Origin of the sequence: Streptomyces sp. NPDC052079, assembly GCF_040680275.1 — a bacterium.
GTDB lineage: Bacteria > Actinomycetota > Actinomycetes > Streptomycetales > Streptomycetaceae > Streptomyces.
The window spans coordinates 1-25,896 of record NZ_JBFAWL010000008.1; the positions used below are offsets into that span (position 1 = coordinate 1).

The following is a 25,896-nucleotide window of genomic DNA, read 5'->3' on the forward strand; positions in this document are numbered from 1 at the left end:
GCGGTGTGCGACACGGTCACCGTGCTGCGTGACGGCCGCCGCGTCCACCACGGCCGGCTCGCCGAACTCGACCGGCTCTCCCTGGTGTCCACCCCCCGGGGTCGGGAATGGGAAGGGGCGGCGGGGGCGAAGGACGCGGGTTGTGAGCGGCAGCGTGATGGCGGAGCGTGTCGTATTGGGCCGAACGGGTGACCATAAGCAAGAATTGCCCGATGCAGACTGCCAGCCCGACAGCGGACGGAGCATGCCGGTGAGCAGCCACGATGTCACCGACGAACAGTGGGAGGGGCTCGCCCAGGTCGTCCCCCTGCGGGGCCGCGACGCGTGGCCGTCCGCCGTGGGCCACCGCGCCCTGCCCGACGCCGAGACAGAGGCGCGCCGCCGCTTCGTCGTCCTGCGCGTAAACGTCTTCGCGGACGCCCGCGACGTCGCCGAGACCCTGATGTCCGGCATACCCGTGCTGCTGGACCTGACGGGCGCGGAGGCCGACGTCGCCAAACGCGTCCTGGACTTCAGCACCGGCGTCGTCTTCGGCCTGGCCAGCGCAATGCACCGGGTCGACCGCAACGTCTTCCTCCTCACCCCCTCCGGCACGGAGGTCACGGGGCTGATGGAGGGGATGGGGATCACAGGGGCGTGAACGCAGGGGCGCGCACGGTCCACGGGGGCGCGAACCGCAACCGGACCCGCGCCGCCCAATCGTAGGAAGGCCGCCCAAGCGGAACGGTTCACCCCGCACGACATCCCCTAGCGTCCCGCACATGACCTCGCCACCCCTGTCCCGCCCGGACACAACCCCGACCCCCCTGCCGTCGGCCCGGCCCGGCCTGCCCCGGGTCACCGAGCTGCTGCTCTCCGCGTTCGCCGGGCACCGTGGCGTCGAGCTTCCCCTGGCGGACCTCACGCTGCTCACCGGGCCCAGCGGCAGCGGCAAGACCAGTGCGCTGCGGGCCTGCGAGGCGCTCGCCCGGCTCGGCGGCGGGGCCGCGCTGGAGGACGTCTTCCCCGAGCCCGGCGGATGCGTACCGGAACGGGCACGTCCCGACGCCCAGGGTCGCCGTGGCTTCCGGATCGGCTGTACCGCCGACGGCCCTGCGGGACCGGTCCGGCTGGAGGTCGCCGTCCAGGCCGAACCCGAACTGCGGATCGTGGGGGAGCGGCTGACGGCCGACGGGGTGGTCCTGCTCGAGACCGCGCTGCGCGACCCCCGGCAGCGCGCCGTGCAGGCCGCCTGGCACACGGCGGGAGCCACCCCGGTCACCCGCGCCCCGCTGCCGGACGACCGGCTCGGCACCGCGCTGCTGCCGCTGCGCGTCGCCGGCAAGACCCCCGGGCAGCGCCAAGTGCTCGCCGCCGCCGAGCAGATGGTCGTCGCGCTGCGCTCCGTCTTCCCCTGCGACCCCCGCCCCGACCGGATGCGCGGGCCCATGCCGGTCGGGTCCGGCCGGCTGCTCGGCGGCTGCGACAACCTCGCCGACGTGCTGTGGCGCACCCGCGCCGAGTGCGGACGCCGGCACGCGCTTCTGGTCGACGCGGTGCGCGCCGGCTGCGCCGGGCCGGTCGCCGACCTGCTCGCCGAACCGTACGACGCCGGCCGCCTGGTCCGTGCCCTGCTCGAGCGGGGCGACGGCTCCCGTACCGAGCTGCGGCGGCTCGGCGACGGAGAACTGCGGTACACCGCCCTCGCGCTGGTGCTGCTCACCGGCCCCGGAGTGCTGGAGACCGACGTGCCCGGCGAGGTCCCGGCCGCGCTCCGCACCCTCACGGTCCTCGCCGACGGTCTGGACCGGTCCCTGGACCCCGGCCAGCGCACGCACCTGCTCCGGCTGGCGGCGCGGATGTGCGAGCGCGGGCACATCCGCCTGGCCGGCGCGGTGAGCGACGCCTCCTGGGCGGCGGGGGTGCCCGGGGTGACGGTGGTACACCTGGACCGTGACTGATCCGTACGACGACGAAGCCCCGCGCGAGCCCCTCGACCTCGCCGGACTCCAGCGCCGCCTCGCCGAGTTCGCCGCCGCGCGGGACTGGCAGCCGTACCACACCCCGAAGAACCTCGTCGCCGCGCTCAGCGTGGAGGCCTCCGAACTCCTCGAGATCTTCCAGTGGCTGACGCCCGAGGAGTCGGCCCGTGTCATGGACGACCCGGACACGGCGCACCGCGTCACCGACGAGATCGCCGACGTCCTCGCCTATCTCGTCCAGCTGTGCGAGGTCCTCGGCGTCGACCCGCTGTCGGCGCTCGCCGCCAAGATCGACCGCAACGAGCACAGGTTCCCGGCCGGAAAGCCGCGCAGCGAGCCCCCGTGAACGGGCCTCGGAGTCGGAGGGAGTCGATGACTCCGTTTTCACTCTTCGTGTTCGAAAGCTCGACCTCGCTCGAATTGTTGTCCACAGATTTCGGTCTTCCTCTGGCTTTTTGTCTCACGCGCCCTCACTCTGGGTAGTGAACAGAGAAGTTCAACGGATGCGGACGCGTGGGCAGCGCGTCGGACAGACGGGGGCAGCGCATGGACGCTGTGCGGCTCATCGTGACGAGCAGAAGGGCCCTGGCCGCCAGCCGGGGCATACCGGAGCTGCTGACCGAGGTGTGGCAGGCGCAGGCCCTGGCGCAGGCGATAGGGAGCCGGCTCGCGGTCGCCGGACCACCCGAACTGCGTGGCGAGGCACTGGGGTTGACGGAGCTGGCGGGCCGGGGCTGTGGCGTGCTGGGCACCCGGGAGTTCCGTGCGGGCGAACTGCGTGCGGCCGAGCTCACCGAACTGGGCGAGGCCCGCCAGTCCCTGATGTATCTCGGCGGTCTGCTCGGCGAGGTCGGTATCGCCCTCGTCGGCATCGCCTCCTCCGTCGACGACGAGGCGACGTACTGGCAGTGCATGGAGGCCATCGACGCGGCGGACGAGTCCCGGGACCGCGTCCTGGAGATGCTCCGCAGACTGGCGGACCGCGACGAGGTCTTACCGGAGCGGGAGGCCGGTTGACCACACCGACCTCCCGCGCCGCAGGTCCAGCGATCCTCGTTCTCCTCCACCGCACCGGCGGCGACCCCGTCGGCCCCACCGTCCCGCCCCGGGCCCGCCGCCTGCAGCTCCGCGTCCAGTGCCGACAGGTCCGCGTTCAGCGCCGCCATCAGCTCCTCCATCTGCTGCAACAGCCCCTTCGGCGGCCTCGCCGCCACCCCGCCCTGTTGCGGCACGCTCTCCTCGGACATGACGGCCTCCCCGGCCCGTGGTCCACGCGGACCGACACCCTGACACCCCGGCGCACACCGGCCTGAGCGGGAGCCGGGCGCTCCGGCTCCGCCCGAGCCAACGATCTTCACCCGGACCCGGTCACACCGCACACCCCGGCCCACCCCGATGTCACCCGACCGTGGCCCAGGCCACGCCCAACGGCGGGCGCGCCCGCCCCCGCGAGCGAGCGGGCAGGATGGAGACATGGATCTTCGCATCTTCACCGAGCCCCAGCAGGGGGCCACTTACGACACCTTGCTCACCGTCGCCAAGGCCACCGAGGACCTGGGCTTCGACGCCTTCTTCCGCTCCGACCACTACCTCAGCATGGGCTCCTCGGACGGCCTGCCCGGCCCCACCGACGCCTGGATCACCCTCGCCGGCCTGGCCCGTGAGACCAAGCGCATCCGCCTCGGCACCCTGATGACCGCGGGCACCTTCCGCCTCCCCGGCGTGCTCGCCATCCAGGTCGCCCAGGTCGACCAGATGTCCTGCGGTCGCGTCGAACTTGGCCTGGGCGCCGGCTGGTTCGAGGAGGAGCACAAGGCGTACGGCATCCCCTTCCCGAAGGACAGGTTGGCCCGCCTCAAAGAGCAACTGGAGATCATCACCGGCCTGTGGGCCACCGAACCCGGCCGGACCTTCGACCACCACGGCACCCACTACGACCTCACCAGGTCCCCGGCGCTTCCCAAGCCCGCCCAGGCCAAGCTGCCGGTGCTCATAGGCGGCCACGGCGCGAAGCGCACCCCGCGCCTCGCGGCCCGTTACGGGGACGAGTTCAACATGCCCTTCGGTTCGATCGAGGACGCCGAGCGCCAGTTCGCCCGGGTCCGGGACGCCGCCCGGGAGGCCGGCCGCGCCCCCGACGACCTCGTCTACTCCAACCTCCTCGTCGTCTGCGTCGGCAAGGACGACCAGGAGGTCGCCCGGCGCGCCGCCGCGATCGGCCGCGAGGTCGAGGAGCTCAGGGCCAACGGCCTGGCGGGCTCCCCGGACGAGGTCGTCGACAAGATCGGCCGCTACGCCGAGATCGGCTCCCGGCGCATCTACCTCCAACTGCTCGACCTCTCCGACCTCGACCACCTGGAGCTGATCTCGTCCCAGGTCCAGTCCCAGCTCCCGTAGGGCACGCCCGGCGGACGGGACCGCACCCACCGGGTCGGCCCCGCCCGCCGCCGACGCCCCGAAAATCCTCGAACACCGCGGCCCCATCCCCCGTACGCTGACCGGACGTTCCGGATTCCCGGTCCCTATCCGCAGCTCAGAAGGTGTTCGAGGTGTAACCACCGTGTTTCTGACGATCAGTACCACCGGCTCCGCGCAGCGCCCGGCGACCGACCTCGGTTTCCTGTTGCACAAGCATCCCGAGAAGGCGCAGGCGTTCTCCACCTCCTACGGCAGAGCGCACGTCCTCTACCCCGAGGCCGACGCCCGGCGCTGCACGGCGGCGCTGCTGCTCGAGGTGGACGCGGTGGCACTGGTCAGGCGCGGCAAGGGCAAGGGCCGCGGCGGCGCACCCGACGCCGCACTCGCGCAGTACGTCAACGACCGGCCGTACGCGGCCTCCTCCCTGCTCGCCGTCGCACTGAGCGGCGTCTTCTCCAGCGCCATGCGCGGGGTGTGCAACGCCCGGCCGGAACTCCCGGGACAGCCGCGCCCGCTGCGCATCGAGGTGCCCGCGCTGCCCGCGCGCGGCGGCCCCGAACTCGTCCGGGGGCTGTTCGAGCCGCTCGGCTGGGCGGTCACCGCGGAGCCCGTTCCGCTGGACAGCGCGTTCCCGCAGTGGGGCGACTCGCGCTACATACGCCTGGTCCTGGACGCGGACACGCTCACCCTCGCCGAGGCCCTGCGCCATCTCTACGTCCTGCTCCCCGTCCTCGACGACGCCAAGCACTACTGGGTCTCCGCCGACGAGGTGGACAAGCTGCTGCGGGCCGGCGAGGGCTGGCTGCCGGCACATCCCGAGCAGAAGCTGATCACCAGCCGGTACCTCTCCCGCCGCTGGTCACTGACCCGGCAGGCCATGGAGAGACTGGAGCTGGTCCGGCTGGCCGAGGCGGACGACAGCGAGGTGGAGGACATCGACAACGCCGTCGAGGAGGACGCCGGGCAGGAGGAGAAGCCGACGCCGCTCGCCGTGCAGCGGCGGGAAGCGATCCTCGCCGCACTGCGCGTCTCCGGCGCCGCACGGGTGCTCGACCTCGGCTGCGGCCAGGGACAGTTGGTGCAGCAGCTCCTCAGGGACCCGTCCTTCACCGAGATCGTCGGCGTCGACGTGTCGATGCGGGCGCTCACCATCGCCTCCCGGCGGCTGAAACTGGACCGCATGGGGGACCGTCAGGCGTCGCGCGTACGCCTCCTCCAGAGCTCCCTCGCCTACACTGACAAGCGGCTCAAGGGCTATGACGCCGCCGTGCTCAGCGAGGTGATCGAGCACCTCGACCTGCCCCGGCTGCCCGCCCTGGAATACGCGGTGTTCGGCGCGGCCGGCCCCCGGACGGTCGTCGTGACCACCCCCAACGTCGAGTACAACGTGCGCTGGGAGAGCCTGCCGGCCGGCCATGTCCGCCACGGTGACCACCGCTTCGAGTGGACCCGAGCGGAGTTCCGCGCCTGGGCGGAGAAGGTGGCCGAACGGCACGGCTACCACGTCGATTTCCTGCCCGTCGGGCCGGACGACGCCGAGGTCGGACCGCCCACCCAGATGGCCGTGTTCGAGACCGCGACCGTGAAGGAGGCGAAGGCCGCATGACCACCGCAACCACCGCGATGACGCGGGGCCGCACCCTGCCCGTCACCGACCTCTCCCTCGTGGTGCTCATCGGCGCGTCCGGCTCGGGCAAGTCCACCTTCGCCCGGCGCCACTTCAAGCCCACCGAGGTGCTCTCCTCCGACTTCTGCCGCGGCCTGGTCGCCGACGACGAGAACGACCAGAGCGCCTCCCGTGACGCCTTCGACGTGCTGCACTACATCGCCGGCAAGCGCCTCGCGGCCGGCCGTCGCACCGTCGTCGACGCCACCAGCGTCCAGCAGGACGCCCGGCGGCAGCTGATCGACCTGGCGAAGCAGTACGACGTCCTGCCCATCGCCATCGTGCTCGACGTGCCGGAGCAGGTGTGCTCCGAGCGCAACGCGGCGCGCACGGACCGCGCCGACATGCCGCGCCGGGTCATCCAGCGCCACACCCGGGAACTGCGCCGCTCGCTGCGTCACTTGGAGCGCGAGGGCTTCCGCAAGGTGCATGTGCTGCGCGGCGTGGAGGAGGTGGAGCACGCCACCGTCGTCACGGAGAAGCGGTTCAACGACCTCACCCACCTCACCGGGCCCTTCGACATCATCGGCGACGTCCACGGCTGCTCCGCCGAACTGGAGGCCCTGCTCGGCAAGCTCGGCTACGTCGACGGCTCGCACCCCGAGGGCCGTACCGCCGTCTTCGTCGGCGACCTCGTCGACCGCGGGCCGGACAGCCCCGCCGTGCTGCGCCGCGTCATGGCCATGGTGAAGTCGGGCGATGCGCTGTGCGTGCCCGGCAACCACGAGAACAAGTTCGGCCGGTACCTCAAGGGCCGCAAGGTGCAGCACACCCACGGACTCGCCGAAACCATCGAGCAGATGGCGGGCGAGAGCGAGGAATTCCGCGCCGAGGTACGGCAGTTCGTCGAGGGGCTCGTCAGCCACTATGTGCTCGACGGCGGCCGGCTGGTGGTCTGTCACGCCGGTCTGCCGGAGAAGTACCACGGGCGCACCTCCGGCCGGGTCCGCAGCCACGCCCTGTACGGCGACACCACCGGCGAGACCGACGAGTTCGGCCTGCCCGTGCGCTATCCGTGGGCCGAGGACTACCGGGGCCGGGCGGCCGTCGTCTACGGCCACACGCCCGTCCCGGAGGCCACCTGGCTCAACAACACCATCTGCCTGGACACCGGCGCGGTGTTCGGCGGCAAACTCACCGCGCTGCGCTGGCCGGAGCGGGAACTGGTCGACGTACCGGCCGAGCGGATCTGGTACGAGCCGGCCCGCCCGCTGCGCACGGAAGCCCCCGGCGGCCACGAGGGGCGTCCGCTGGACCTGGCCGACGTGCACGGCCGCCGCGTGGTCGAGACCCGGCACGCGGGCCGGGTGTCCGTCCGCGAGGAGAACGCCGCCGCGGCCCTGGAGGTGATGAGCCGCTTCGCGATCGACCCGCGCCTGCTGCCGTACCTGCCGCCGACCATGGCACCCACCGCCACCTCCCACCTGGAGGGCTATCTGGAGCACCCGGTGGAGGCCTTCGCCCAGTACGAGCGGGACGGAGTCGCGCGGGTGGTGTGCGAGGAGAAGCACATGGGTTCCCGCGCGGTCGCCCTGGTCTGCCGCGACGCGGCCGTGGCCGAGCGGCGCTTCGGCGCCGTCGGCGGTGGGACCGGATCGCTGTACACCCGTACGGGCCGTCCCTTCTTCGACGACGCCTCCGTCACGGAGGAGATCCTCGGCCGGCTGCGCACGGCGGTCACCGAGGCCGGCCTCTGGGAGGAACTCGGCACCGACTGGCTGCTGCTGGACGCCGAGCTGATGCCGTGGTCCCTGAAGGCGTCCGGGCTGCTGCGCTCGCAATACGCCGCGGTCGGCGCCGCCTCCGGCGCGGTCTTCCCGGGCGCCCTGGCCGCACTGGAGGCCGCGGCGGCCCGGGGTGTGGAGGTGCGGGAGCTGCTGAACCGCCAGCGCGAGCGCGCGGAATCCGCCTCGGCGTTCACCGACGCCTACCGCCGCTACTGCTGGACCACCGACGGGCTGGAGGGCGTGCGCCTGGCGCCGTTCCAGATCCTCGCCGTCCAGGGCCGGAGCCTCGCCGCCGTGCCTCACGACCAGCAGCTCGCGCTGATCGACCGCATGGTCGAGCACGACGCGACCGGCCTGCTGCAGACCACCCGCCGCCTCTACGTCGAAACGGCCGATCCCGAGTCGGTGCGGGCCGGCGTCGACTGGTGGCTGGAGATGACCGGACGCGGCGGCGAGGGCATGGTCGTCAAGCCCGTCGCTGCCCTGGTCCGCGACGGCTCGGGCCGCCTGGTGCAGCCCGGCATCAAGTGCCGGGGCCGCGAGTACCTGCGGATCATCTACGGTCCCGAGTACACCCGGCCGGAGAACCTGGCCCGCCTGCGCAACCGCTTCCTGAACCACAAGCGCTCCCTCGCGATCCGCGAGCACGCGCTGGGCCTGGAGGCCCTGGACCGCCTGGCCGAGGGCGAGCCCCTGTGGCGCGTCCACGAACCGGTCTTCGCCGTCCTGTCCCTGGAATCAGAACCGGTCGACCCCCGCCTGTAACCCCGACGAACCGGGCCACCACATCGGCGAGGCGGCGGCGCGCCGGTGCGCCTGTCTGCGTGCGCTGGGCCGCGCCGGTGCGGTGGGGCCGGCTGTGGCGCCGTCGTTCGGCGCCCAGTGCTGGTGCGGGCCGCGGGATTCGGGCCGGGGTTCACCCTTGTGGGGGATCCTGGACGGGGGCCGGTGGTCCTACCTCATTCGTCCCTGGTTAACCGTTGGTTGCCGTGCTAACTTCGCTGATCGGTCAGGCAGGCGAACCGGCTCAGGGGGAAAGTCGGTGACAACGGACACAGGGCACGGTGAATTCGAGCGTGCGCGGGGCAGCCGGGTGCTCCTGGGGCTGACCAACGCCCTGTGCGAGTTCGGCTGTATGGAGGACGCGCAGGGGCGTCTGCACTTCGCCGTGGTGCTGGGCGATCTGCTGGGCGCCCAGGTCGACCTCCGCGGCGTCAAGTTACGGGAGGACGTCGTCCTTCTCGTGCGCGCGGCGCTGAACACGGCCGGCGGCGAACGCGTACTGGTCGAAGTGGTCCGAATCCTCGAAGGCGACCTCGCGGGCGACGAACTCGACCGCGTGCTCGACGAACTGCTCGAGCGGCCCCCGGTGCGGACCGGGCCGCCCGAGCTCCTTGCGGGCCCCGTCGTCTCCCGCGAGGACGAGCGGAGCGCCCGCGCCGTCCTCGCCCGGGGGGAGTTACCCGCCACGCGTCTGCGGGACGCCCTTGTCGAGGAGCTCAACGGCCTCGACCTCCCCATAGGGCTGACGCCGGATCAGCTCTTCTCCCACGTCCTCGGCTGGACCGCGCAGCTGGACGGACTCCCGCCCGCCGTGCTCCTCGTCGACCACGCCGCCCGGCTCGCCGCCACCCCCGCCCATCGCACCGCCCTGGCCGGCTGGGCCGACGACTGGGCCCGCCGGGCCGGACTGACCGAGCAACTGGAGCAGCGCCGGCAGACCGCCCCCGCGACGCCGGGCGACCCCGACATACCGTGCTGCCTGATCATCGCCGTGGAACCGGCGCGGGACGGCACCCGCGACATCGTCGTACGTCCCTGGCTCAACACCGTGCCGGGGCACTGGAACCCCCAGCCGGGGGAACCCGCCTACACCACCCTGGACGACCTCGGCACCGCCGTCGGACACGCGCTGAGACAGGGCACCCGGCTCTGGACGGCACAGCGCGAGCCGGACACGGGCGGACGTCGGCCCCCACCGCCGTACATCGAGTTCGTCCTTCCCTACGACCTGCTCAATCACGACGTGGCCGGGCTGACGCACCGGGTCGGGGACGGCCAGCCGCTGCCGCTCAGCCTCAAGTACGGCGTTCATCTGCGCAGTCTGGAGCGGATGTGCTCGGACGACACCGTGATCCGCGACCAGTGGCGGCAGCGCTGGCGCACGCTGCGGGAGCAGGGCGTCGCCGTGCACGGCTGGCGGGAACGGGACGGTGCGCGGCTCGACGCGTGGCAGGCGGGCCTCGCCGGGGAAGCAAGACATACGGCGGTGGTGCTGGACGCGCCCAGCGACAGCCGTGCCCTGGCGGCGCTGAAGGCCGCCATTGCGGAAGGGATAGGGCTGGCCGTATGGGACCGCCGAGGAGTCTTCGCCGAGGAACGACGAGAGGTGGTGACCGCCCTGTTCGCCGCCGCCCAGACGCCCGCACGCATTCCGACCGCCGTGCATCTGCTGCGCAGGAACGCCGAGAGTGACGGGCAGGGGCCGGGCGAACTGCTCGGCCGTCACATCGGTTTCTTCTGGGACGACCCGACCCGGCCGATCGACTTCCAGCCCACCGATCCCGGCGATCTCGCCGACGAGGAGGCGACCGCATGACCGCGCAGGAGCAGACGGCCCCCAACGGCTGGCGGGTGTTCCACGGCACGGGCAGGGAACCGGCCGTACCGCCCGCGCTGCCGCAGCCGCCGCCGTGGCGCACGTTCGGCGGCGGCCCGCCCCGTCCGGTGCCGCCCGCCGACGCCCAGGCCGCGGTGCGCCGCCTCGGCCCCGGCGACATGGCGCCGCAGCTGGGCGAGGAGGAGATCGACATCGTCAACGCCGCCCTGCTGCTGCGGCGGCCGCTGCTGATCACGGGCCCGCCCGGAGTCGGGAAGTCCACCCTCGCCTATCTGATCGCCAGGGAACTCGGACTGGGCCGGGTGCTGGAGTGGAACATCGTCAGCCGCACCGTGCTGCGCGACGGCCTGTACGCGCATGACGCCATGGGCAGGGCCCAGGCCATCGCCGCCTGGCGCGCGGGACTGAACCGCGCGGCCGGGAACGACGTGGACACGGCGGGCGACGACGGTGACACCACCGACGAGTCGCGTACGCGTCAACTTCCCCCGGCGTTGGGGGACTTCATCACCCTGGGGCCTCTCGGCACGGCCCTGCTGCCCTACGATCGTCCCCGGGTGCTTCTCGTCGACGAGCTCGACAAGAGCGACATCGACCTGCCCAACGATCTGTTGCACGTCCTGGAGAATGGAAGCTATGACGTCCCGGAACTGGTGCGTGACGCCGCCGACACGGCCCGCGTCCACACCAGCGACCCCGGAAGCCGGGCCGACGTGCGCGACGGGCGGGTCGAGTGCCGGGAGTTCCCGGTCGTGGTGATCACCAGCAACGGAGAGCGTGAGTTTCCGGCCGCGTTCCGCCGGCGGTGTCTGCCGCTGGAGATGCGTACGCCCACTCGGGAGCAGTTGCTGGCCATGGTGGAGGGGCACCTGGGCGCCCGGCCCCAGGGCACGGAAGACCTGGTGGAGCTGTTCGTCCAACGCGTCCAGGCGGGCGGCACCCACTCGCTGGACCAGTTGCTCAACGCTGTCCAGATGACTACGGCGGGTGGTTTCCAGGCGGACGGTCACGGGACTAAGCTCGTGGAAATGCTCCTACGCGATCTCGCGAAGGGCCGCTGAATTGAAGGGCTACCCCAGGGAGCACGCATCCGGGCTCGGCGACGGTTTCCCCCGTTCGGGGTCGTCGCCTCCTTCGGCGTTCCCTGAGCCCGACCGGACGAACGAGCGCGGAGCAGCGCCGCGTGACGCCCCGGACCCGTCCGGCGCGCGCTGGCAGGAGGTCGCCGACGCCGTCTGGCTCGCCGCGTACTGGGACCGTCACGGCGGCCCGGTCGTCGGCGCGCACCCGGCCGCCCCCGCCGCCGTGGCGCCGTCCCGGCCCGCGCCGCCCGCACCGCCGGCCGAGGAGCGGGAACGGCCGGACTCGCCCGCGGCCGAAGCGTTCCCGGCGCCCCCTGCCACCCCGGCCCCCTCCGCGACCGACGGCACGCACGACGGCCCGCCGACCGGGGACGCCACCATCATCCCCGTCGACCCGCCCCGCCCGCGGTCCGCCGGCCACCCGGGCCCGGCGGCACAGTTGTTACCCGACCCCGAGGGGCCCTTCGCCGCCGACGTCGGGCGGCCGCTGCTGCCCGCGGAAGACCGGTCGCCGCACGGCCCCGGCCGCGTCACCGCGCAGTTCGCGCGCGCCCTGCATCTGCTCGCCCGCCGCGTCCCCTCCCGCGACACCCTGGAGCTGGACGAGGAGACCACCGCCGAGCAGGGGGTCGCCGACGGCATGTGGATGCCCTTCCTGCGCCCCGCCCGCTCCTCGGCCTTCCACCTGGTGCTGCTCGTCGACGACGCCCCGACGCTGCGGATCTGGAAGGACTCCGTCGCCCGCCTGGCCAGGGCCGCCGAACACAGCGGCGCCTTCCGCACCGTGCGCACCGTCCGGGTGAACGTGCCGCGGACCGGCCCGGCGACCCTGCGCTGGGGCACCGGACGGGCCGGCTCCGACCCCGGTGAACTCCTCGACGGCCGCGGCGGCCGCGTCTTCCTCGTCGTCACCGACGGACTGGCCCACGGCTGGGCCGCGCCGGCCGCCGACGAACTCCTCGGCCGCCTCGCCCATGCCGGCCCCACCGCCCTGGTGCACCTGCTGCCGCCCCATATGCGGCGCCGCTCCACGCTCTACCCCTACGAGGCCGTGCTGGAGGCCGGCGGGTTCGGTGCCCCCAACGACGCCCTCACGCACTGGCCCCCGCCCGGCGGGCCCGATCCGCTGCGGCCGCTGCCGGACGGCGGCGACGGCGCGGTGCCGGTGCCCGTGCTGTCCCTCAAGCCCGGCTCGCTCGCCGCCTGGGCCGGCCTGGTGACGGGGGAACGCGGAGTGCGCCGCCCGCTGCCGATCGTGCTGGCCGGCACCCTCGTCAAGGGCGCACCCGCGCCGGGGCTGCGCGCCCCGCGCTTCCCGCGCGCCGCCAGAGCCGCCGTCCGCCGCTTCTTCACCCTCGCCACACCCGCCGCGCGCCGGCTCGCCTCCCAGCTCGCCGCCGTGCCGTTCGACTTCGACCTCTTCGAGCAGCTCCGGCACCGCATCATGCCGGAGACCCGGCCGGACCATCTGGCGGAGATCCTGATGGGCGGGCTGATCGACTGGGACAGCGGCGCCGAGGGCCGGCCCGAGTTCGCCGAGGGGGTCCGCGAGGAACTCCTCTCCGCCACCACCCGCAGCCAACTCGCCCACACCGTCAGCGTGGTGGGCGAGCTGCCCGCGGCGGGCGAGCGCGGTGCCGCCCTGCGCGCCGCCCTGCGGGACCCCCTGGGCGCCGCCCTGCCGGACCCGTCCCGGCGCGACTGGGCGCGCAGCGAGCTGGCGGTGATGCGGGCGCTCTCCGGGCCGTACTCCGAACGGGCGCGTCGGATCGAGCCCCGTCTCTCCCGCGACACCGGCGCGGACACGGCCGAACGGGTGCATGCTGATTCGTCCGGAGTTACGCCCTCTGAGGTGAACCGCGCTATTGATGGGGGATCGTCCGACGGAGGGGGAAACCTGCCACCGTCGAACGGTCCCGACGAACCAGGAGAGCCCGTGCCAAGCCCGGTAACCGACGCCACCCGACAAGAAGCCCCGGAGGCTGAGCCGCTCATGCAGAGCACCATGACCCCGACGCCCGCCCTTCTGGTGAACGTTCCCCTCCGGAACACCTCGTTCGTCGGCCGGCAGGCGCTGCTGAGGGCCGTGGAGGACCAACTGAGTGCCCAGGACACGGCGGCCGTGCTCCCGCACGCGCTGCACGGGCTGGGTGGTGTCGGCAAGTCCCAGCTGGCGCTGGAGTACATCTACACCCACCAGCACGACTACAAGGTCATCTGCTGGATCCCCGCCGAACGGGAGAGCCTGATCCTGGCCGCCCTGGCCCAGCTCGCGGCCCAGCTGGGCGTCGCCCCGCCGGGACAGGACAGCACGGGCGCGCCCGCCGCGAACACCGCCGTGCCCGCCGTCCTGGAGGCGCTGCGCACCGGCACGCCGTACGACAACTGGCTGCTCGTCTTCGACAACGCGGAGGACGTCGAGGCGGTCCGCCAGTACTTCCCGACCAACGGGCCGGGGAAGGTCATCGTCACATCCCGGAACCGGGCGTGGGAACGCGTCGCCACCCCGCTGCCGGTCAACGTGTTCGACCGCGAGGAGTCGATCGAGCTGCTCCAGCGGCGCTCGCCCGACCTCACCGAGGCCGACGCCGGCCGGCTCGCCGAGGCCCTCGGCGATCTGCCGCTGGCGGTGGAGCAGGCCGGTGCCTGGCGCGCGGTCACCGGCATGCTCGTCGACGAGTACCTGGACCTGCTCGCCCAGCGCAGCCCCGAGATCCTCGAACTCGACCCGGCCCCCGACTACCCGGTCTCCGTGGCCGCCGCCTGGGACATCTCGCTGGAGCGGATCCAGCAGAACAACCCGGGCGCCCGCCAGCTCCTCGACATCTGCGCGAGCATGGCGCCGGAGCCGATCCCGCGGTCGATGCTGCGCGGCAGCCGGGGGGTGAACGTGACGCCCGAGGTCGACCCGCTGCTGCGGGAGGCGATCAAGCTGAACCGCGCGGTCCGCGACCTCAGTCAGTTCTCCCTGATCAAGGTGGACCCGCGGTCCGACACGCTCCAGATGCACCGTCTGCTGCAGACGGTGCTCCTGGCCAAACTGGGCCGGCAGGAGCGCGAGCGGATGCGGGACGCCGCCCACCAGCTGCTGTCGGCCGCCAAGCCGGGCCCGCCCGGCTCGTCACTGGAATGGCGCGCCTACCAGGCGCTGCTCCCGCATGTGCTGACGTCGCACGCGGTGACCTGCACCGACACCTATGTGCGTGAACTGGTCTTCGACACCGTCTGGTTCCTGTACTACTGGGGCGACCACGAGGGCGCGGCCGACTTCGCGCGCCAGGCGTGGAGCGCGTGGCTCGCGGCCTCCGGCGAGGAGGACAACCAGGTCATCCGCATGACGAAGAGCCTGGGATTCCTGCTCCGCCAGAACGGCCAGGTGCCGGAGTCCATCCCGCTCACCGAGAAGGCGCTGGAGGTCTCGCGCCGCATCGAGGCCGACACCGAGGACATGGTCGACTCGCTGTGCGAGATGGCCGACGCCCGCGGCTACCAGGGGCGGTTCCTCGAGGCCCGGAAGCTGACCGAGGAGGCCACCGAGCTGGCCCGGTCGCTGTTCGGCCCGGACGACCCGGTGACGCTGCGCGCCATCCACGCCTGGGGCAGAGACCTCCGGCTGTGCGGCGACTTCCGCCAGGCGCTGCCGCTGGACCAGGAGAACGCCCGGCAGCGTGAACTGCTGTTCGGCCCGGCCAGCTTCTTCACCCTCAACAGCCTCAACGGTCTCGCCATCGACATGCGCGAGAGCGGCGACTACATGGGCGCGCGGGACTTCCAGGAAGACGTGTACCGCCGCGCCAGGGCGGCGATCGGCGGGGAGCACCCCCTCACCCTGCGCATCGCCGGCAACCTCGCGGTCTGCCAGCGCCGCGACGGTGCGCTCACGGAGGCGGCGAAGCTCTGCGAGGAGACCCTGAGGCGCTTTGTCGCCCGGTACGGGCAGGACCACTTCGACTCCCTGTCGACGGCCGCCAACCTCTCCGTGGACCGCCGCCTGGCCGGCGACCTGGAAGGCTCCCGTGAGCTGGCGGAGTCGACCGTACGGCGGTTCGAGCAGCGCCTCGGCCGGGACCACGCGTACACGCTGCTGACGAAGGCCAATCTCGCCGCGACCTGGCGTGCGCTGGGGGCCCACGACACGGCCCACGACCTGGAGGAGGACGCGGACCGCCGGCTGACCGCAACGGTGGGGGAGCGGCACATCACCACCCTGACCGTGGCCATCGGCCGGGCGAACACGGCGTACGGGCAGCTCGACTTCGAGCGGGCCCACGCGATCGACTCGGCCACCCTGCCGCTGCTGGCGGAGGTCGCCGGAGAGGACCACCCCCTCACGCTGGCCGTGACCGCGAACCTCGCCCTCGACAATCGGGGTCTGGGCCGTGGCGCCGAGGCGGAGGAGTTGCAGCGCAAGGCGGTGGAGGGCTTCAGCCGGGTGCTCCGTCCGGACCACCACTGGCTGGCGGCGGCCCTCCAGCGGGCCCGCATCGAGTGCGACATGGCCCCGATGCCCCTGTGACACACGGCAGCGGCCCCGCTCCCCGGAGGACCCGGGAGCGGGGCCGGCGCCGTGTCGGGGGCCGGGGACCGCGGTCGTGCTCTCGTTGAGCGCGACGGCCTGACCCGAGATGACGAAGAAGAACGGCAGCAGCAGCGCGCTGATGTCATGCAGCGGACGCAGCAGATCCGGATCGAGTATGCCGCCCTTCTCCCGGGAACAGACGAACCCGACGAGCAGCGCACCGCAGATCCTCCGCCACCGGTGTCACTGGGGGCACATGACAGCGGTCGTTGTCACGGACGGAGCAGTGGTGCGCGGGCCGGGCCCTGTGAAGTTCGCAGGGGCGTGCGCGCGGTCCCGGCCCGATGCGGAAGAACTGTTTCCGGCCGTACGAACACACCTCCGGGCCCTCAGGGAAGGGAGCCGTGCTCTGCCGTACCCGCGTCATCGGCCGGGGAACCCCGGCCGTCGTGGGTTCGCCCGCCCGGACGCACCCGCCCTCGGTCCGGACAGATGGCGCAGGCCATCACACCGGTCCCGTCCGGCATGCTCCGCCCGGTGCGCGTGGCGAACTGCTGTTCCGTTCGGCCGAGTTGACGGAGGCGACAAGGCGGACGAGACCGTCCAAAAGATCGGGTGGCGTGATCGTACGGTTTTCGACCCGGGCAGGAATGGCCATGATGGAAAAGGGACATGGGTACGGGGCATCGCGTGCCACCGTGCGAGAAGGGGGAGCATCTTGGATCAGCCGCCCGCTCTGCGCCACACCGCCGACCGTGAGCCGGCCACCGGTGCGGGGACCGACGTCTGGGAGTCGGATCTGGCCGACCTCGCGGGCCTGCCCCTGACCGCGCTGGACGATCTCGCCCCGCTCCGCCCGACCGTCCGCGTGCTCGAAGAGGTCCTGCGGGCGCGCGGCAGCATCAGGGGCGGGAACGAGGGGAGCGCCCGGGCCGAGTGACCGTCCCCGCCCCGGCGGCAGTAGCCCGGACCAGGTCCCCACGGGCCGCCGGCTTCCTGCCCGCATCCGTCACCGGAGGTCCCGTTCCTCATGACCAGCGAGCCGCGCACCGTCCCGTTCCGCATGCCCGAACGCCTCTTCGCGGAACTGGCCGCCGGCGGTGGCTCCGCGGCGGCCGTCGCCTTTCTCGAACGGGGCGAACGGGCACGCCGGCTGCTGTTGCTGCGGACCCTGCTGACGCGCATCCGGGACCTGCCCACTCCGCTGACCCCGGTGCCGGAGGCCTGGCGCGTGTTCAAGGAGTCGGCGGAGCACGCGCCGGAGCCGGCCGAGCGGCTGCTGCTCGCCCCGGCCACCGGGGCCTGGATCGCCCACCTGCTGCGCCGGGTGCACGGCACCGCGACCGGCCCGCCCCTGTGGGCGGAGGCGGGCAGACTGAACGCCCTCGCGGTCGCCGCCTCGCTGCACGCCGGTACCGAAACGGTTCTGCGTGTTCCGCTGGACGACGGCGCGCTGTCCCTGCCCGGCCTCGGACTGTCCCGGCTCCCGCACGGGTCGTCCGGCCTGACGGTGGGCACGGCCAGCACCCGCGCCGGGGAACTGACCCTGAGCGGACCCACCCCCGACGGCCGCCGGTCGACCCTGACCTGCCGTCCCGCCCCGGCGGCCGTCGGTGACGCAGCGCCCGCCGACCCCCACTGGCTTCCGCTGCGCACCCTCACGCACACCACCCCGGCCGGAGAAGTCGCCATCCCCCTGGAGGACCTGGACCCCTATCGCGACCTCGACGACCCCATCGCGCCCGCCCGGCTGGACGACGACGAGGCGGGGGCCTGGCAGCGGTTGTTCGACGAGGCCGTGGCGCTCCTCGCGACCGCGCCCGGACCGGGGCCCGGACGACTCGACCCCGCGGCGATCCGCGCCGTCGTCCCCTGGGCGCGGACCAGCCCGCTGCCCCCGCCGCCGCCCGAGGTGCGCGTGTCGGCGTCCAGCGGTGACGCGTACGGCGCCATGGTCATCGCCCGCCCCTCCTCGGCGCTCGCCCTGGCCGAGGCGCTGGTCCACGAGTTCCAGCACAGCAAGCTCGCCGCCCTGATCCACCTCTTCCCGCTGCTGACCGACGACCGCGCGGAGCGCTACTACGCACCGTGGCGCCCCGACCCCCGCCATCTCACCGGCCTGCTGCACGGCGCCTACGCCTTCACCGGCGTCGCGGGCTTCTGGCGGGACCGGCTGTCCGACCCCGAGCACGCGGAGACGGCCGCCTACCACTTCGCGCTGCGCCGGACGCAGAGCCGCCTCGTCGTGCGCACCCTGCTCACCAGCGGCCGGCTCACCGGGGCCGGCCGCGCCCTGGTCGGGGGCCTCGCCCGCAGCCTGGACAGCTGGCTGCGCGAACCCGTCGCCCCACCCGCCCGTACCCGGGCCCGCATCGCCGCCGCCCTGCACCGCACCGAGTGGCGCCTGCGCAACCTCGCCCCGCCCTCGCCTACCGGGCCCACCGCCCTCCCCGGACCGGAAGGGCACTCCGTGCCACCCGAAAACCCCGCCGCCGCTCCCGACGGCCTCCGTTTCCGGTCCGGTCGCTCCTCCTGGCCCGACGTCCGCACCCACGCCTTCGCCGTGCCGCCGGCCGCGCCCCGCACCCCGGACGAGCACCTCGCCGCAGGGGCCCCGCGAGCCGCGTTCCAGGGGTACACCGAGGAGCTGGAACGCAAGCCCGGGGACCCGCACCTGCTCGCCGGATGGATCGTCGCCCGGGCGGCGCTGGAGCCGGGCCCCGCCGCCCGCCGGTTGCTGGCCCGTCCGGAGCTGCTGCTGTCCGGGGCGCCGGGCGACGGACGGCGGAGCGCGGATGTGCCGAACCGGGGGTGAACCCGCGCCCGGGTGGTCAGGATGAAGGCATGACCTACCACGTCGACTCCGAGGCCGGGCGGCTGCGCCGCGTCATCCTGCACCGGCCCGATCTCGAGCTCAAAAGGCTCACCCCCAGCAACAAGGACGCCCTGCTCTTCGACGACGTGCTCTGGGTGCGCCGGGCGCGCGCCGAGCACGACGGGTTCGCCGACGTCCTGCGCGAGCGCGGTGTCACCGTCCATCTCTTCGGCGACCTGCTCTCCGAGACGCTCGCGCTGCCCGACGCCCGCGCGCTCGTACTGGACCGGGTCTTCCACGAGAAGGAGTACGGCCCGCTGGCCGCGGACCACCTCCGCGCCGCCTTCGAGACCCTCCCGGCGCCCGAACTGGCCGACATCCTGGTGGGCGGGATGACCAAGCGGGAGTTCCTGGACTCCCACCCGGAGCCGATCTCCGTGCGCTTCCACGTCATGGAGCTCGACGACTTCCTGCTGCGCCCGCTGCCCAACCACCTCTTCACCCGGGACACCTCCGCCTGGATCTACGACGGTGTCTCCATCAACGCGATGCGGTGGCCCGCCCGGCAGCGCGAGACCGTGCACTTCGAGGCGATCTACCGGCACCACCCGCTGTTCCGGGAGGAGACCTTCCACGTCTGGTCCGAGGGTCAGGCCGACTACCCGTCCACCATCGAGGGCGGGGACGTGCTGGTCATCGGCAACGGCGCGGTGCTGATCGGCATGAGCGAGCGCACCACCCCGCAGGCCGTGGAGATGCTCGCGCACAAACTCTTCGCGGCCGGCTCGGCCCGCGCCATCGTGGCCCTCGACATGCCGAAGAGACGCGCCCTGATGCACCTGGACACCGTGATGACCATGGTCGACGGCGACACCTTCACCCAGTACGCGGGCCTCGGCATGCTCCGCTCCTACACCATCGAGCCCGGCTCCGACGAGAAGGAACTGAAGGTCACCGACCATCCGCCCGAGCACATGCACCGCGCGATCGCCGCCGCGCTCGGGCTCAGCGAGATCCGGGTGCTGACCGCCACCCAGGACGTGCACTCCGCGGAACGCGAGCAGTGGGACGACGGCTGCAACGTCCTGGCCGTCGAACCGGGCGTGGTCGTCGCCTACGAAAGGAACTCCACCACCAACACCCATCTACGCAAGCAGGGCATCGAGGTGATAGAAATCCCGGGCAGCGAGCTGGGCCGGGGCAGGGGAGGGCCGCGCTGCATGAGCTGTCCCGTAGAGCGAGACGCCGTATAGAGCGCCGTATAGAAATACAACTTGTCGTATACACTTCCAATGGTTCGTGTTCCCCCATCCCTGGAGCGCCCCATGGCGACTGTTCCGACCGCCCTCGCCGGCCGCCACTTCCTCAAGGAGGTGGACTTCACCGCGGAGGAGTTCCTCGGCCTGCTGGAACTGGCCGCCGAGCTGAAGGCAGCCAAGCGGGCCGGGACCGAGCACCAGTATCTGCGGGGCAGGAACATCGCGCTGATCTTCGAGAAGACCTCGACCCGTACCCGCTGCGCGTTCGAGGTGGCCGCCGCCGACCAGGGCGCCTCGACGACCTACCTCGATCCGGCGGGCTCGCAGATGGGCCACAAGGAGTCGGTGAAGGACACCGCCCGGGTGCTGGGACGGATGTACGACGGCATCGAGTACCGGGGCGACAGCCAGGCCAAGGTGGAGGAACTGGCCCGGTACGCCGGCGTGCCTGTCTTCAACGGGCTCACCGACGACTGGCACCCCACCCAGATGCTCGCCGATGTCCTCACCATGACCGAGCACAGCGCCAAGCCGCTCACCGATATCGCCTTCGCCTACCTGGGCGACGCCCGCTTCAACATGGGCAACTCCTACCTGGTCACCGCGGCCCTGCTGGGCATGGACGTCCGTATCGTCGCCCCGAAGACCTACTGGCCCGCCCAGGAGATCGTCGACCGGGCCCGCGAACTCGCCGCCGGCAGCGGGGCCCGCATCACGCTCACCGAGGACATCGCCGAGGGCGTCGCGGGCGCCGACTTCGTCGCCACGGACGTCTGGGTCTCCATGGGGGAGCCCAAGGAGGTCTGGGACGAGCGGATCGCCGCGCTCGCGCCCTACGCGGTGACCATGGACGTGCTGCGCGCCACCGGCAACCCCGACGTCGGGTTCCTGCACTGCCTGCCCGCCTTCCACGACCTCGGCACGCAGGTGGGCCGTGAGGTGTACGAGGCCCACGGCCTGGGGTCGCTGGAGGTGACCGACGAGGTGTTCGAGTCCGCGCACTCGGTGGTCTTCGACGAGGCGGAGAACCGTATGCACACGATCAAGGCGGTCCTGGTCGCCACCCTCGCCTGAGACCGCCCGCTCAGCGCGGGCGCCGCTGTCCCGGCAGCCGGAACCACACCGCCTTGCCGGACTCGGTGGGGCGGTGACCGCAGGACGAACTCAGCGAGCGGATCAGCAGCAGCCCGCGCCCGTGCTCCTGCCAGGGGTCGGGCATGCCGATCACCGGACGGGTGAGGTCACGGGGCGGCGCCGGGTCGGCGTCGTGCACCTCGACCTGGAACCCGGTCGGCAGCAGCCGCACCACCAGCTCTATCGGGGCGCTCCCCGAGGTGTGCTCCACGGCGTTGGCCACCAGCTCCGCCGTCAGCAGCTCCGCCGTGTCGCTGTCGGCGGAGTGCTCCCGCTCGGCCAGTGCCGTACGGACCAGCGCACGCGCCACCGGCACTGCCGCGGTCGAGTGCGGCAGCGCTACGCGCCAGGAGGTGGAAGCAGCGAAGGGTTCGTGCACAGCGGGTCCGTTCATGGAGCAGGTGCTCCTGCGTTCAGCCGTCCATCGTACGGCGCACCGGTGCCACCCCTTCGAGGGGGGCGGGCCCCGGAGTCCTGCCCGGGCGCCGGCCGGGGCGTCCGGCCCCGGCACTGAGCGGCTTACCCACGCCGGCGCCCGGCCTCGCACCGCCGCTCGCACCGTTACCGGCGTGTCGACGAGCCGTGACGGACGTGACGGCCCCCGAACGGTATCGCGCGCTCATGACGACAGTCACCAAGAGGTGATAACTTCGAGGGGCAGAGCTCACTGAGCAGCGCAGTGCCCGCCCGAGGAGGCCGCCCTCATGAGTCCCTTCACCGGTTCCGCCGCCCGCACCGCGCGCTGGGAGCATCTGCGCGTCGACCTCGACGACGGCGTCGCGACCGTCACCCTCGCCCGCCCCGACAAGCGCAACGCGCTCACCTTCGGCGCCTACGCCGACCTGCGCGACCTGCTCGCCGAGCTCTCCCGGGAGCGGGCGGTGCGCGCCCTGGTGCTGGCCGGCGAGGGGCGCGGCTTCTGCTCCGGGGGCGACGTCGACGAGATCATCGGCGCGACCCTCTCCATGGACACCGCCCAGCTGTTCGACTTCAACCGGATGACCGGCCAGGTGGTGCGCGCCGTACGGGAGTGCCCGTTCCCGGTGATCGCCGCGGTGCACGGAGTGGCGGCGGGCGCGGGCGCCGTCCTCGCCCTGGCCGCCGACTTCCGGGTCGCCGACCCCAGCGCCCGCTTCGCCTTCCTCTTCACCCGGGTCGGCCTGTCCGGCGGCGACATGGGCGCCGCGTATCTGCTGCCGCGGGTCGTCGGCCTCGGGCACGCGACGCGGCTGCTGATGCTGGGCGATCCGGTGCGCGCCCCGGAGGCCGAGCGGATCGGCCTGATCAGCGCACTGACGGACGAGGGCCATGCCGACGAGGCCGCCCGGAGCCTGGCCCGCCGCCTCGCCGACGGCCCCGCCCTGGCCCATGCCCAGACCAAGGCCCTGCTCACCGCTGAACTGGACATGCCCCTGGCGGCGGCGGTCGAACTGGACGCCTCCACCCAGGCCCTCCTGATGACCGGCGAGGACTACGCCGAGTTCCACGCGGCCTTCACGGAGAAGCGCCCTCCGAAGTGGCAGGGGCGGTGACCGGATGACGCACGGCACCGCACACCCCCGGGGGCAACGCGTGGCGATCATCGGCGGAGGGCCCGGCGGTCTGTACACCGCCGCGCTGCTCAAACGCCTCGACCCCGGCCGCCAGATCACCCTCTATGAGCGCAACGCCCCGGACGACACCTTCGGCTTCGGCGTCGTCCTCTCGGACGAGACCCTCGGCGGTATCGAGCACGCCGACCCGCAGGTCTACGCGGCCCTGCAACGCGACTTCGTCCGCTGGGACGACATCGACATCGTCCACCGGGGCACCCGCCACACCTCCGGAGGACACGCCTTCGCCGCCCTCGGCCGACGCCGCCTCCTTCAGATCCTGCACCACCGCTGCCGCGCCCTCGGCGTCGACCTGCGCTTCCGCTCCCCGGCCCCCGACCCGGCCCGCCTGGCGCAGACCCACGACCTCGTCGTGGCCGCCGACGGAGTCAACAGCACCACCCGTGAAGCCTTCGCGGACGTGTTCCGGCCCCGGATCACCGCACACCGCTGCCGCTACATCTGGCTGGCCGCCGACTTCGCCTTCGACGCCTTCCGGTTCGAGATCGCCGAGACCGAGCACGGCGTGATGCAACTGCACGGCTACCCCTACGCCCGCGGGCCGCAGAGCCAAGGCGCCTCCACCGTGATCGTCGAGATGCGCGAAGAGGTCTGGTACGCCGCCGGATTCGACGAGATGGACGAGACCGAGTCCGTCGGGCGCTGCGCCAAGATCTTCGCCGAAGCGCTCGGCGGGCGCCCGCTGCGGGGCAACAACTCGACGTGGACCACCTTCCGCACGGTCGTCAACGAACGCTGGTCGCACGGCAACGTCGTACTCCTCGGCGACGCCGCGCACACCGCCCACTTCTCCATCGGCTCCGGCACCAAACTCGCCGTCGAGGACGCGCTGGCGCTCGCCGCCTGCCTGCGCGAACAGCCCTCCTTCGACGAGGCGCTGGCCGCGTACGAGGCGGAGCGCCGGCCCGTCGTCGCGTCCACCCAGCGCGCCGCCCGGGCCAGCCTGGAATGGTTCGAGAACCTGCCCCTCTACCTCTCCCAGCCGTCCCGCCAGTTCGCCTTCAACCTGCTCACCCGCAGCCGCCGCGTCACCCACGACAACCTGCGGCTGCGCGACGCCCGTTTCACCGAGGCGGTGGAGCGCGGGTTCGGCTGCCCGCCCGGCATGCCGCCGATGTTCACACCGCTGCGGCTGCGCGGTCTGACCCTGCGCAACCGCGTCGTCGTCTCGCCCATGGACATGTACTCGGCAGCCGACGGCGTTCCCGGCGACTTCCACCTGGTGCACCTGGGCGCCCGCGCCCTCGGCGGCGCCGGCCTGGTGATGACCGAGATGGTGTGCGTCAGCCCGGAGGGCCGCATCACCCCCGGCTGCGCGGGCCTGTACACCGCCCGGCAGGCCGAGGCATGGCGGCGGATCACCGCGTTCGTGCATGTGCGGGCGCCCGGCACCGCGATCGGCGTGCAACTCGGCCACAGCGGGCGCAAGGGCTCGACCAAGCTGATGTGGGAGGGCATGGACGAACCGCTCGACGACGGCAACTGGCCCCTCGTCGCCGCGTCCCCGCTGCCGTACAAGCCGGGCAGCCAGGTGCCCCGGGAGCTGTCCCGGGCCCAGCTCACCGATCTCAGGGAGCAGTTCACGGCCGCCGCGGCGCGGGCCGCGCGGGCCGGTTTCGACCTGCTGGAACTGCACTGCGCGCACGGCTATCTGCTCTCCGGCTTCCTCTCCCCGCTCACCAACCGCCGCACCGACGCCTACGGGGGTTCACCGGAGAAGCGGCTGCGCTTCCCGCTGGAGGTCTTCGACGCCGTGCGCGCGGTCTGGCCGGGGGACCGGCCGATGACCGTGCGCATCTCCGCCACCGACTGGGCGGAGGGCGGCATGACCGCGGAGGACGCGGTCGACGTCGCCCGTGCCTTCGCCGCGCACGGCGCCGACGCGATCGACGTGTCGACCGGTCAGGTGGTGGCCGACGAGCAGCCGGAGTACGGCCGTTCGTACCAGACCCCGTTTGCCGACCGGGTGCGCAACGAGGCCGGCGTCCCGGTGATCGCGGTCGGTGCGATCTCTTCGTGGGACGACGTCAACTCCCTGCTCCTCGCCGGGCGTACGGACCTGTGCGCCCTGGCCCGGCCGCATCTCTACGACCCGCACTGGACCCTGCACGCGGCGGCCGAACAGGGCTACGAGGGCCCGGGCGTGGTCTGGCCGCCGCAGTACCGCGCGGGCAGCCGCCGCCCGCAGACCGGGCGCACGGACGCGCCCAAGCCGCGCCTGACCCTCAGCGGTGACTGACACCGTTGGTCAGGCTCAGGCGGACTCCAGGGCCGTGTAGCGGGCGCCCGCGTCGCGGAGTCGTTCGTGCAGCGCCTGGAAGACGGCCGCCGAGCGCGTGCCGGGCCAGTCCGGGGGGAGCAGGGCGGCGGGCAGGCCCGGGTCGGCGTAGGGCAGATGGCGCCACGAGTCCAGGGCGAGGAGGTAGTCGCGGTAGGCCTCCTCCTCCGGCGGGGTGCCGGTCCGTTCCTCCCAGGAGCGCAGCACGGGCGCGTGCCGGTCCAGGAACGCCTCGTGCTGCTTGGCGATGTCGGCCAGATCCCACCAGCGCGCGACCGCGTCCGCGGTGGGGGCGAAACCGAGGTGCTCACCGCGGAACAGGTCGACATACCCGTCGAGCCGCAGGCGCTCCAGCGTGTGCCTGGTCTCCTCGTACAGCCGCGCGGGCGCGATCCACACGCCCGGTGCCGCCGTGCCGAAGCCGAGGCCGGACAGCCGGGAGCGCAGCACGTGCCGTTTCTGCCGCTCGGACTCCGGCACGGAGAACACGGCGAGCACCCAGCCCTCGTCCCGGGGCGGGGCGGTGGCGTAGATGCGGCGGTCGCCGTCGTCCAGCAACTGGCGTGCGTCCGCCGACAGTTCGTAGCCGGCGGCGCCCCGTGCCGTGCGCGCCGGAACAAGCAGCCCGCGCCGTTTGAGCCGGGACACCGAGGAACGCACGGACGGGGCGTCCACGCCCACCGCGGCCAGCAGCCGGATCAGTTCGGCGACGGGCACCGGGCCCGGCGCGAAGCGGCCGTACGCGCCGTAGAGCGTGACGATGAGAGACCGTGGAGCATGCTGGTCGGACACGTTGATCATCTT

At 72.8% G+C, this 25,896-nt stretch carries 19 protein-coding genes; 17 read left to right on the plus strand and 2 right to left on the minus strand.

Annotated features, from left to right (window positions below):
* The 15 genes from AB0L56_RS15130 to argF form a co-directional block, all read left to right on the plus strand.
* Positions 1-192: hypothetical protein (locus AB0L56_RS15130; protein WP_365423780.1), on the plus strand; the 192-nt coding region annotated here is incomplete at its 5' end.
* A gap of 52 nt (positions 193-244) precedes the next feature.
* On the plus strand, positions 245-640 hold the full coding sequence (locus AB0L56_RS15135) for a cell division protein SepF (RefSeq protein WP_361026286.1): 396 nt from the start codon (positions 245-247) through the stop codon (positions 638-640).
* A gap of 121 nt (positions 641-761) precedes the next feature.
* Positions 762-1,940 (plus strand): ATP-binding protein, encoded by a 1,179-nt coding sequence (locus AB0L56_RS15140; protein ID WP_365423237.1) that lies wholly within the window; start codon positions 762-764, stop codon positions 1,938-1,940.
* Positions 1,933-2,307, plus strand: a complete 375-nt coding sequence (locus tag AB0L56_RS15145; protein ID WP_365423240.1) for a nucleotide pyrophosphohydrolase — start codon at positions 1,933-1,935, stop codon at positions 2,305-2,307. The genes AB0L56_RS15140 and AB0L56_RS15145 overlap by 8 nt, the downstream gene beginning before the upstream one ends.
* 200 nt (positions 2,308-2,507) lie before the next feature.
* Positions 2,508-2,978 (plus strand): DUF6099 family protein, encoded by a 471-nt coding sequence (locus AB0L56_RS15150; protein WP_365423243.1) that lies wholly within the window; start codon positions 2,508-2,510, stop codon positions 2,976-2,978.
* Positions 2,979-3,434: 456 nt separating this feature from the next.
* Entirely contained in the window at positions 3,435-4,358 is a 924-nt protein-coding gene (locus AB0L56_RS15155; RefSeq protein WP_365423246.1) for an LLM class F420-dependent oxidoreductase, read from the plus strand.
* Between the two features lie 163 nt (positions 4,359-4,521).
* Positions 4,522-5,985, plus strand: coding sequence for a 3' terminal RNA ribose 2'-O-methyltransferase Hen1 (locus AB0L56_RS15160; protein ID WP_365423249.1), 1,464 nt, complete (start codon positions 4,522-4,524; stop codon positions 5,983-5,985).
* The gene (locus AB0L56_RS15165; protein WP_365423252.1) at positions 5,982-8,537 is read left to right on the plus strand and encodes a polynucleotide kinase-phosphatase; all 2,556 of its coding nucleotides are present in this window, start codon (positions 5,982-5,984) and stop codon (positions 8,535-8,537) included. Before AB0L56_RS15160 ends, AB0L56_RS15165 begins: the two co-directional genes overlap by 4 nt.
* A 277-nt stretch (positions 8,538-8,814) precedes the next feature.
* Positions 8,815-10,371 (plus strand): hypothetical protein, encoded by a 1,557-nt coding sequence (locus AB0L56_RS15170; protein WP_365423255.1) that lies wholly within the window; start codon positions 8,815-8,817, stop codon positions 10,369-10,371.
* The gene (locus AB0L56_RS15175) at positions 10,368-11,453 is read left to right on the plus strand and encodes an AAA family ATPase (RefSeq protein ID WP_365423258.1); all 1,086 of its coding nucleotides are present in this window, start codon (positions 10,368-10,370) and stop codon (positions 11,451-11,453) included. Before AB0L56_RS15170 ends, AB0L56_RS15175 begins: the two co-directional genes overlap by 4 nt.
* A 1-nt stretch (position 11,454) precedes the next feature.
* The gene (gene fxsT / locus AB0L56_RS15180) at positions 11,455-15,990 is read left to right on the plus strand and encodes an FxSxx-COOH system tetratricopeptide repeat protein (RefSeq protein ID WP_365423261.1); all 4,536 of its coding nucleotides are present in this window, start codon (positions 11,455-11,457) and stop codon (positions 15,988-15,990) included.
* Positions 15,991-16,711: 721 nt separating this feature from the next.
* Positions 16,712-16,933 carry a hypothetical protein gene (locus AB0L56_RS15185; protein ID WP_365423264.1) on the plus strand — a complete coding sequence of 74 codons (222 nt, stop codon included), beginning with the start codon at positions 16,712-16,714 and terminating at the stop codon, positions 16,931-16,933.
* Positions 16,934-17,023: 90 nt separating this feature from the next.
* Complete coding sequence (locus tag AB0L56_RS15190; protein ID WP_365423267.1) at positions 17,024-18,808, plus strand: HEXXH motif domain-containing protein; 1,785 nt, start codon at positions 17,024-17,026, stop codon at positions 18,806-18,808.
* Between the two features lie 29 nt (positions 18,809-18,837).
* Complete coding sequence (locus AB0L56_RS15195; protein ID WP_365423270.1) at positions 18,838-20,061, plus strand: arginine deiminase; 1,224 nt, start codon at positions 18,838-18,840, stop codon at positions 20,059-20,061.
* Between the two features lie 72 nt (positions 20,062-20,133).
* Positions 20,134-21,141 (plus strand): ornithine carbamoyltransferase, encoded by a 1,008-nt coding sequence (argF, locus tag AB0L56_RS15200; protein ID WP_365423273.1) that lies wholly within the window; start codon positions 20,134-20,136, stop codon positions 21,139-21,141.
* A gap of 10 nt (positions 21,142-21,151) precedes the next feature.
* On the opposite strand, the gene AB0L56_RS15205 is transcribed toward argF, so the two are convergent.
* Positions 21,152-21,595 carry an ATP-binding protein gene (locus AB0L56_RS15205; protein WP_365423276.1) on the minus strand — a complete coding sequence of 148 codons (444 nt, stop codon included), beginning with the start codon at positions 21,593-21,595 and terminating at the stop codon, positions 21,152-21,154.
* Between the two features lie 310 nt (positions 21,596-21,905).
* Between AB0L56_RS15205 and AB0L56_RS15210 the strand changes: the two genes are divergently transcribed.
* Together AB0L56_RS15210 and AB0L56_RS15215 are read left to right on the plus strand one after the other, a co-directional pair.
* A complete protein-coding gene (locus AB0L56_RS15210) occupies positions 21,906-22,733 on the plus strand; it encodes an enoyl-CoA hydratase family protein (protein ID WP_365423278.1) in 828 nt (275 codons plus the stop codon).
* Positions 22,734-22,737: 4 nt separating this feature from the next.
* Positions 22,738-25,053 carry a bifunctional salicylyl-CoA 5-hydroxylase/oxidoreductase gene (locus AB0L56_RS15215; protein ID WP_365423281.1) on the plus strand — a complete coding sequence of 772 codons (2,316 nt, stop codon included), beginning with the start codon at positions 22,738-22,740 and terminating at the stop codon, positions 25,051-25,053.
* A gap of 15 nt (positions 25,054-25,068) precedes the next feature.
* Here AB0L56_RS15215 and AB0L56_RS15220 read toward each other — a convergent pair whose 3' ends face one another.
* On the minus strand, positions 25,069-25,893 hold the full coding sequence (locus AB0L56_RS15220; protein ID WP_365423284.1) for a PaaX family transcriptional regulator C-terminal domain-containing protein: 825 nt from the start codon (positions 25,891-25,893) through the stop codon (positions 25,069-25,071).
* Positions 25,894-25,896: the final 3 nt, after the last annotated feature.

Excerpts from the sequence above, each read along its gene's own strand:
- AB0L56_RS15135 (WP_361026286.1), top strand. The coding sequence starts at position 245 with ATGCCGGTGAGCAGCCACGATGTCACCGACGAACAGTGGGAGGGGCTC.
- AB0L56_RS15140 (WP_365423237.1), top strand. The coding sequence starts at position 762 with ATGACCTCGCCACCCCTGTCCCGCCCGGACACAACCCCGACCCCCCTG.
- AB0L56_RS15150 (WP_365423243.1), top strand. The coding sequence starts at position 2,508 with ATGGACGCTGTGCGGCTCATCGTGACGAGCAGAAGGGCCCTGGCCGCC.
- AB0L56_RS15155 (WP_365423246.1), top strand. The coding sequence starts at position 3,435 with ATGGATCTTCGCATCTTCACCGAGCCCCAGCAGGGGGCCACTTACGAC.
- AB0L56_RS15165 (WP_365423252.1), top strand. The coding sequence starts at position 5,982 with ATGACCACCGCAACCACCGCGATGACGCGGGGCCGCACCCTGCCCGTC.
- AB0L56_RS15175 (WP_365423258.1), top strand. The coding sequence starts at position 10,368 with ATGACCGCGCAGGAGCAGACGGCCCCCAACGGCTGGCGGGTGTTCCAC.
- AB0L56_RS15190 (WP_365423267.1), top strand. The coding sequence starts at position 17,024 with ATGACCAGCGAGCCGCGCACCGTCCCGTTCCGCATGCCCGAACGCCTC.
- AB0L56_RS15195 (WP_365423270.1), top strand. The coding sequence starts at position 18,838 with ATGACCTACCACGTCGACTCCGAGGCCGGGCGGCTGCGCCGCGTCATC.
- argF (WP_365423273.1), top strand. The coding sequence starts at position 20,134 with ATGGCGACTGTTCCGACCGCCCTCGCCGGCCGCCACTTCCTCAAGGAG.
- AB0L56_RS15205 (WP_365423276.1), bottom strand. The coding sequence starts at position 21,595 with ATGAACGGACCCGCTGTGCACGAACCCTTCGCTGCTTCCACCTCCTGG.
- AB0L56_RS15210 (WP_365423278.1), top strand. The coding sequence starts at position 21,906 with ATGAGTCCCTTCACCGGTTCCGCCGCCCGCACCGCGCGCTGGGAGCAT.
- AB0L56_RS15215 (WP_365423281.1), top strand. The coding sequence starts at position 22,738 with ATGACGCACGGCACCGCACACCCCCGGGGGCAACGCGTGGCGATCATC.
- AB0L56_RS15220 (WP_365423284.1), bottom strand. The coding sequence starts at position 25,893 with ATGATCAACGTGTCCGACCAGCATGCTCCACGGTCTCTCATCGTCACG.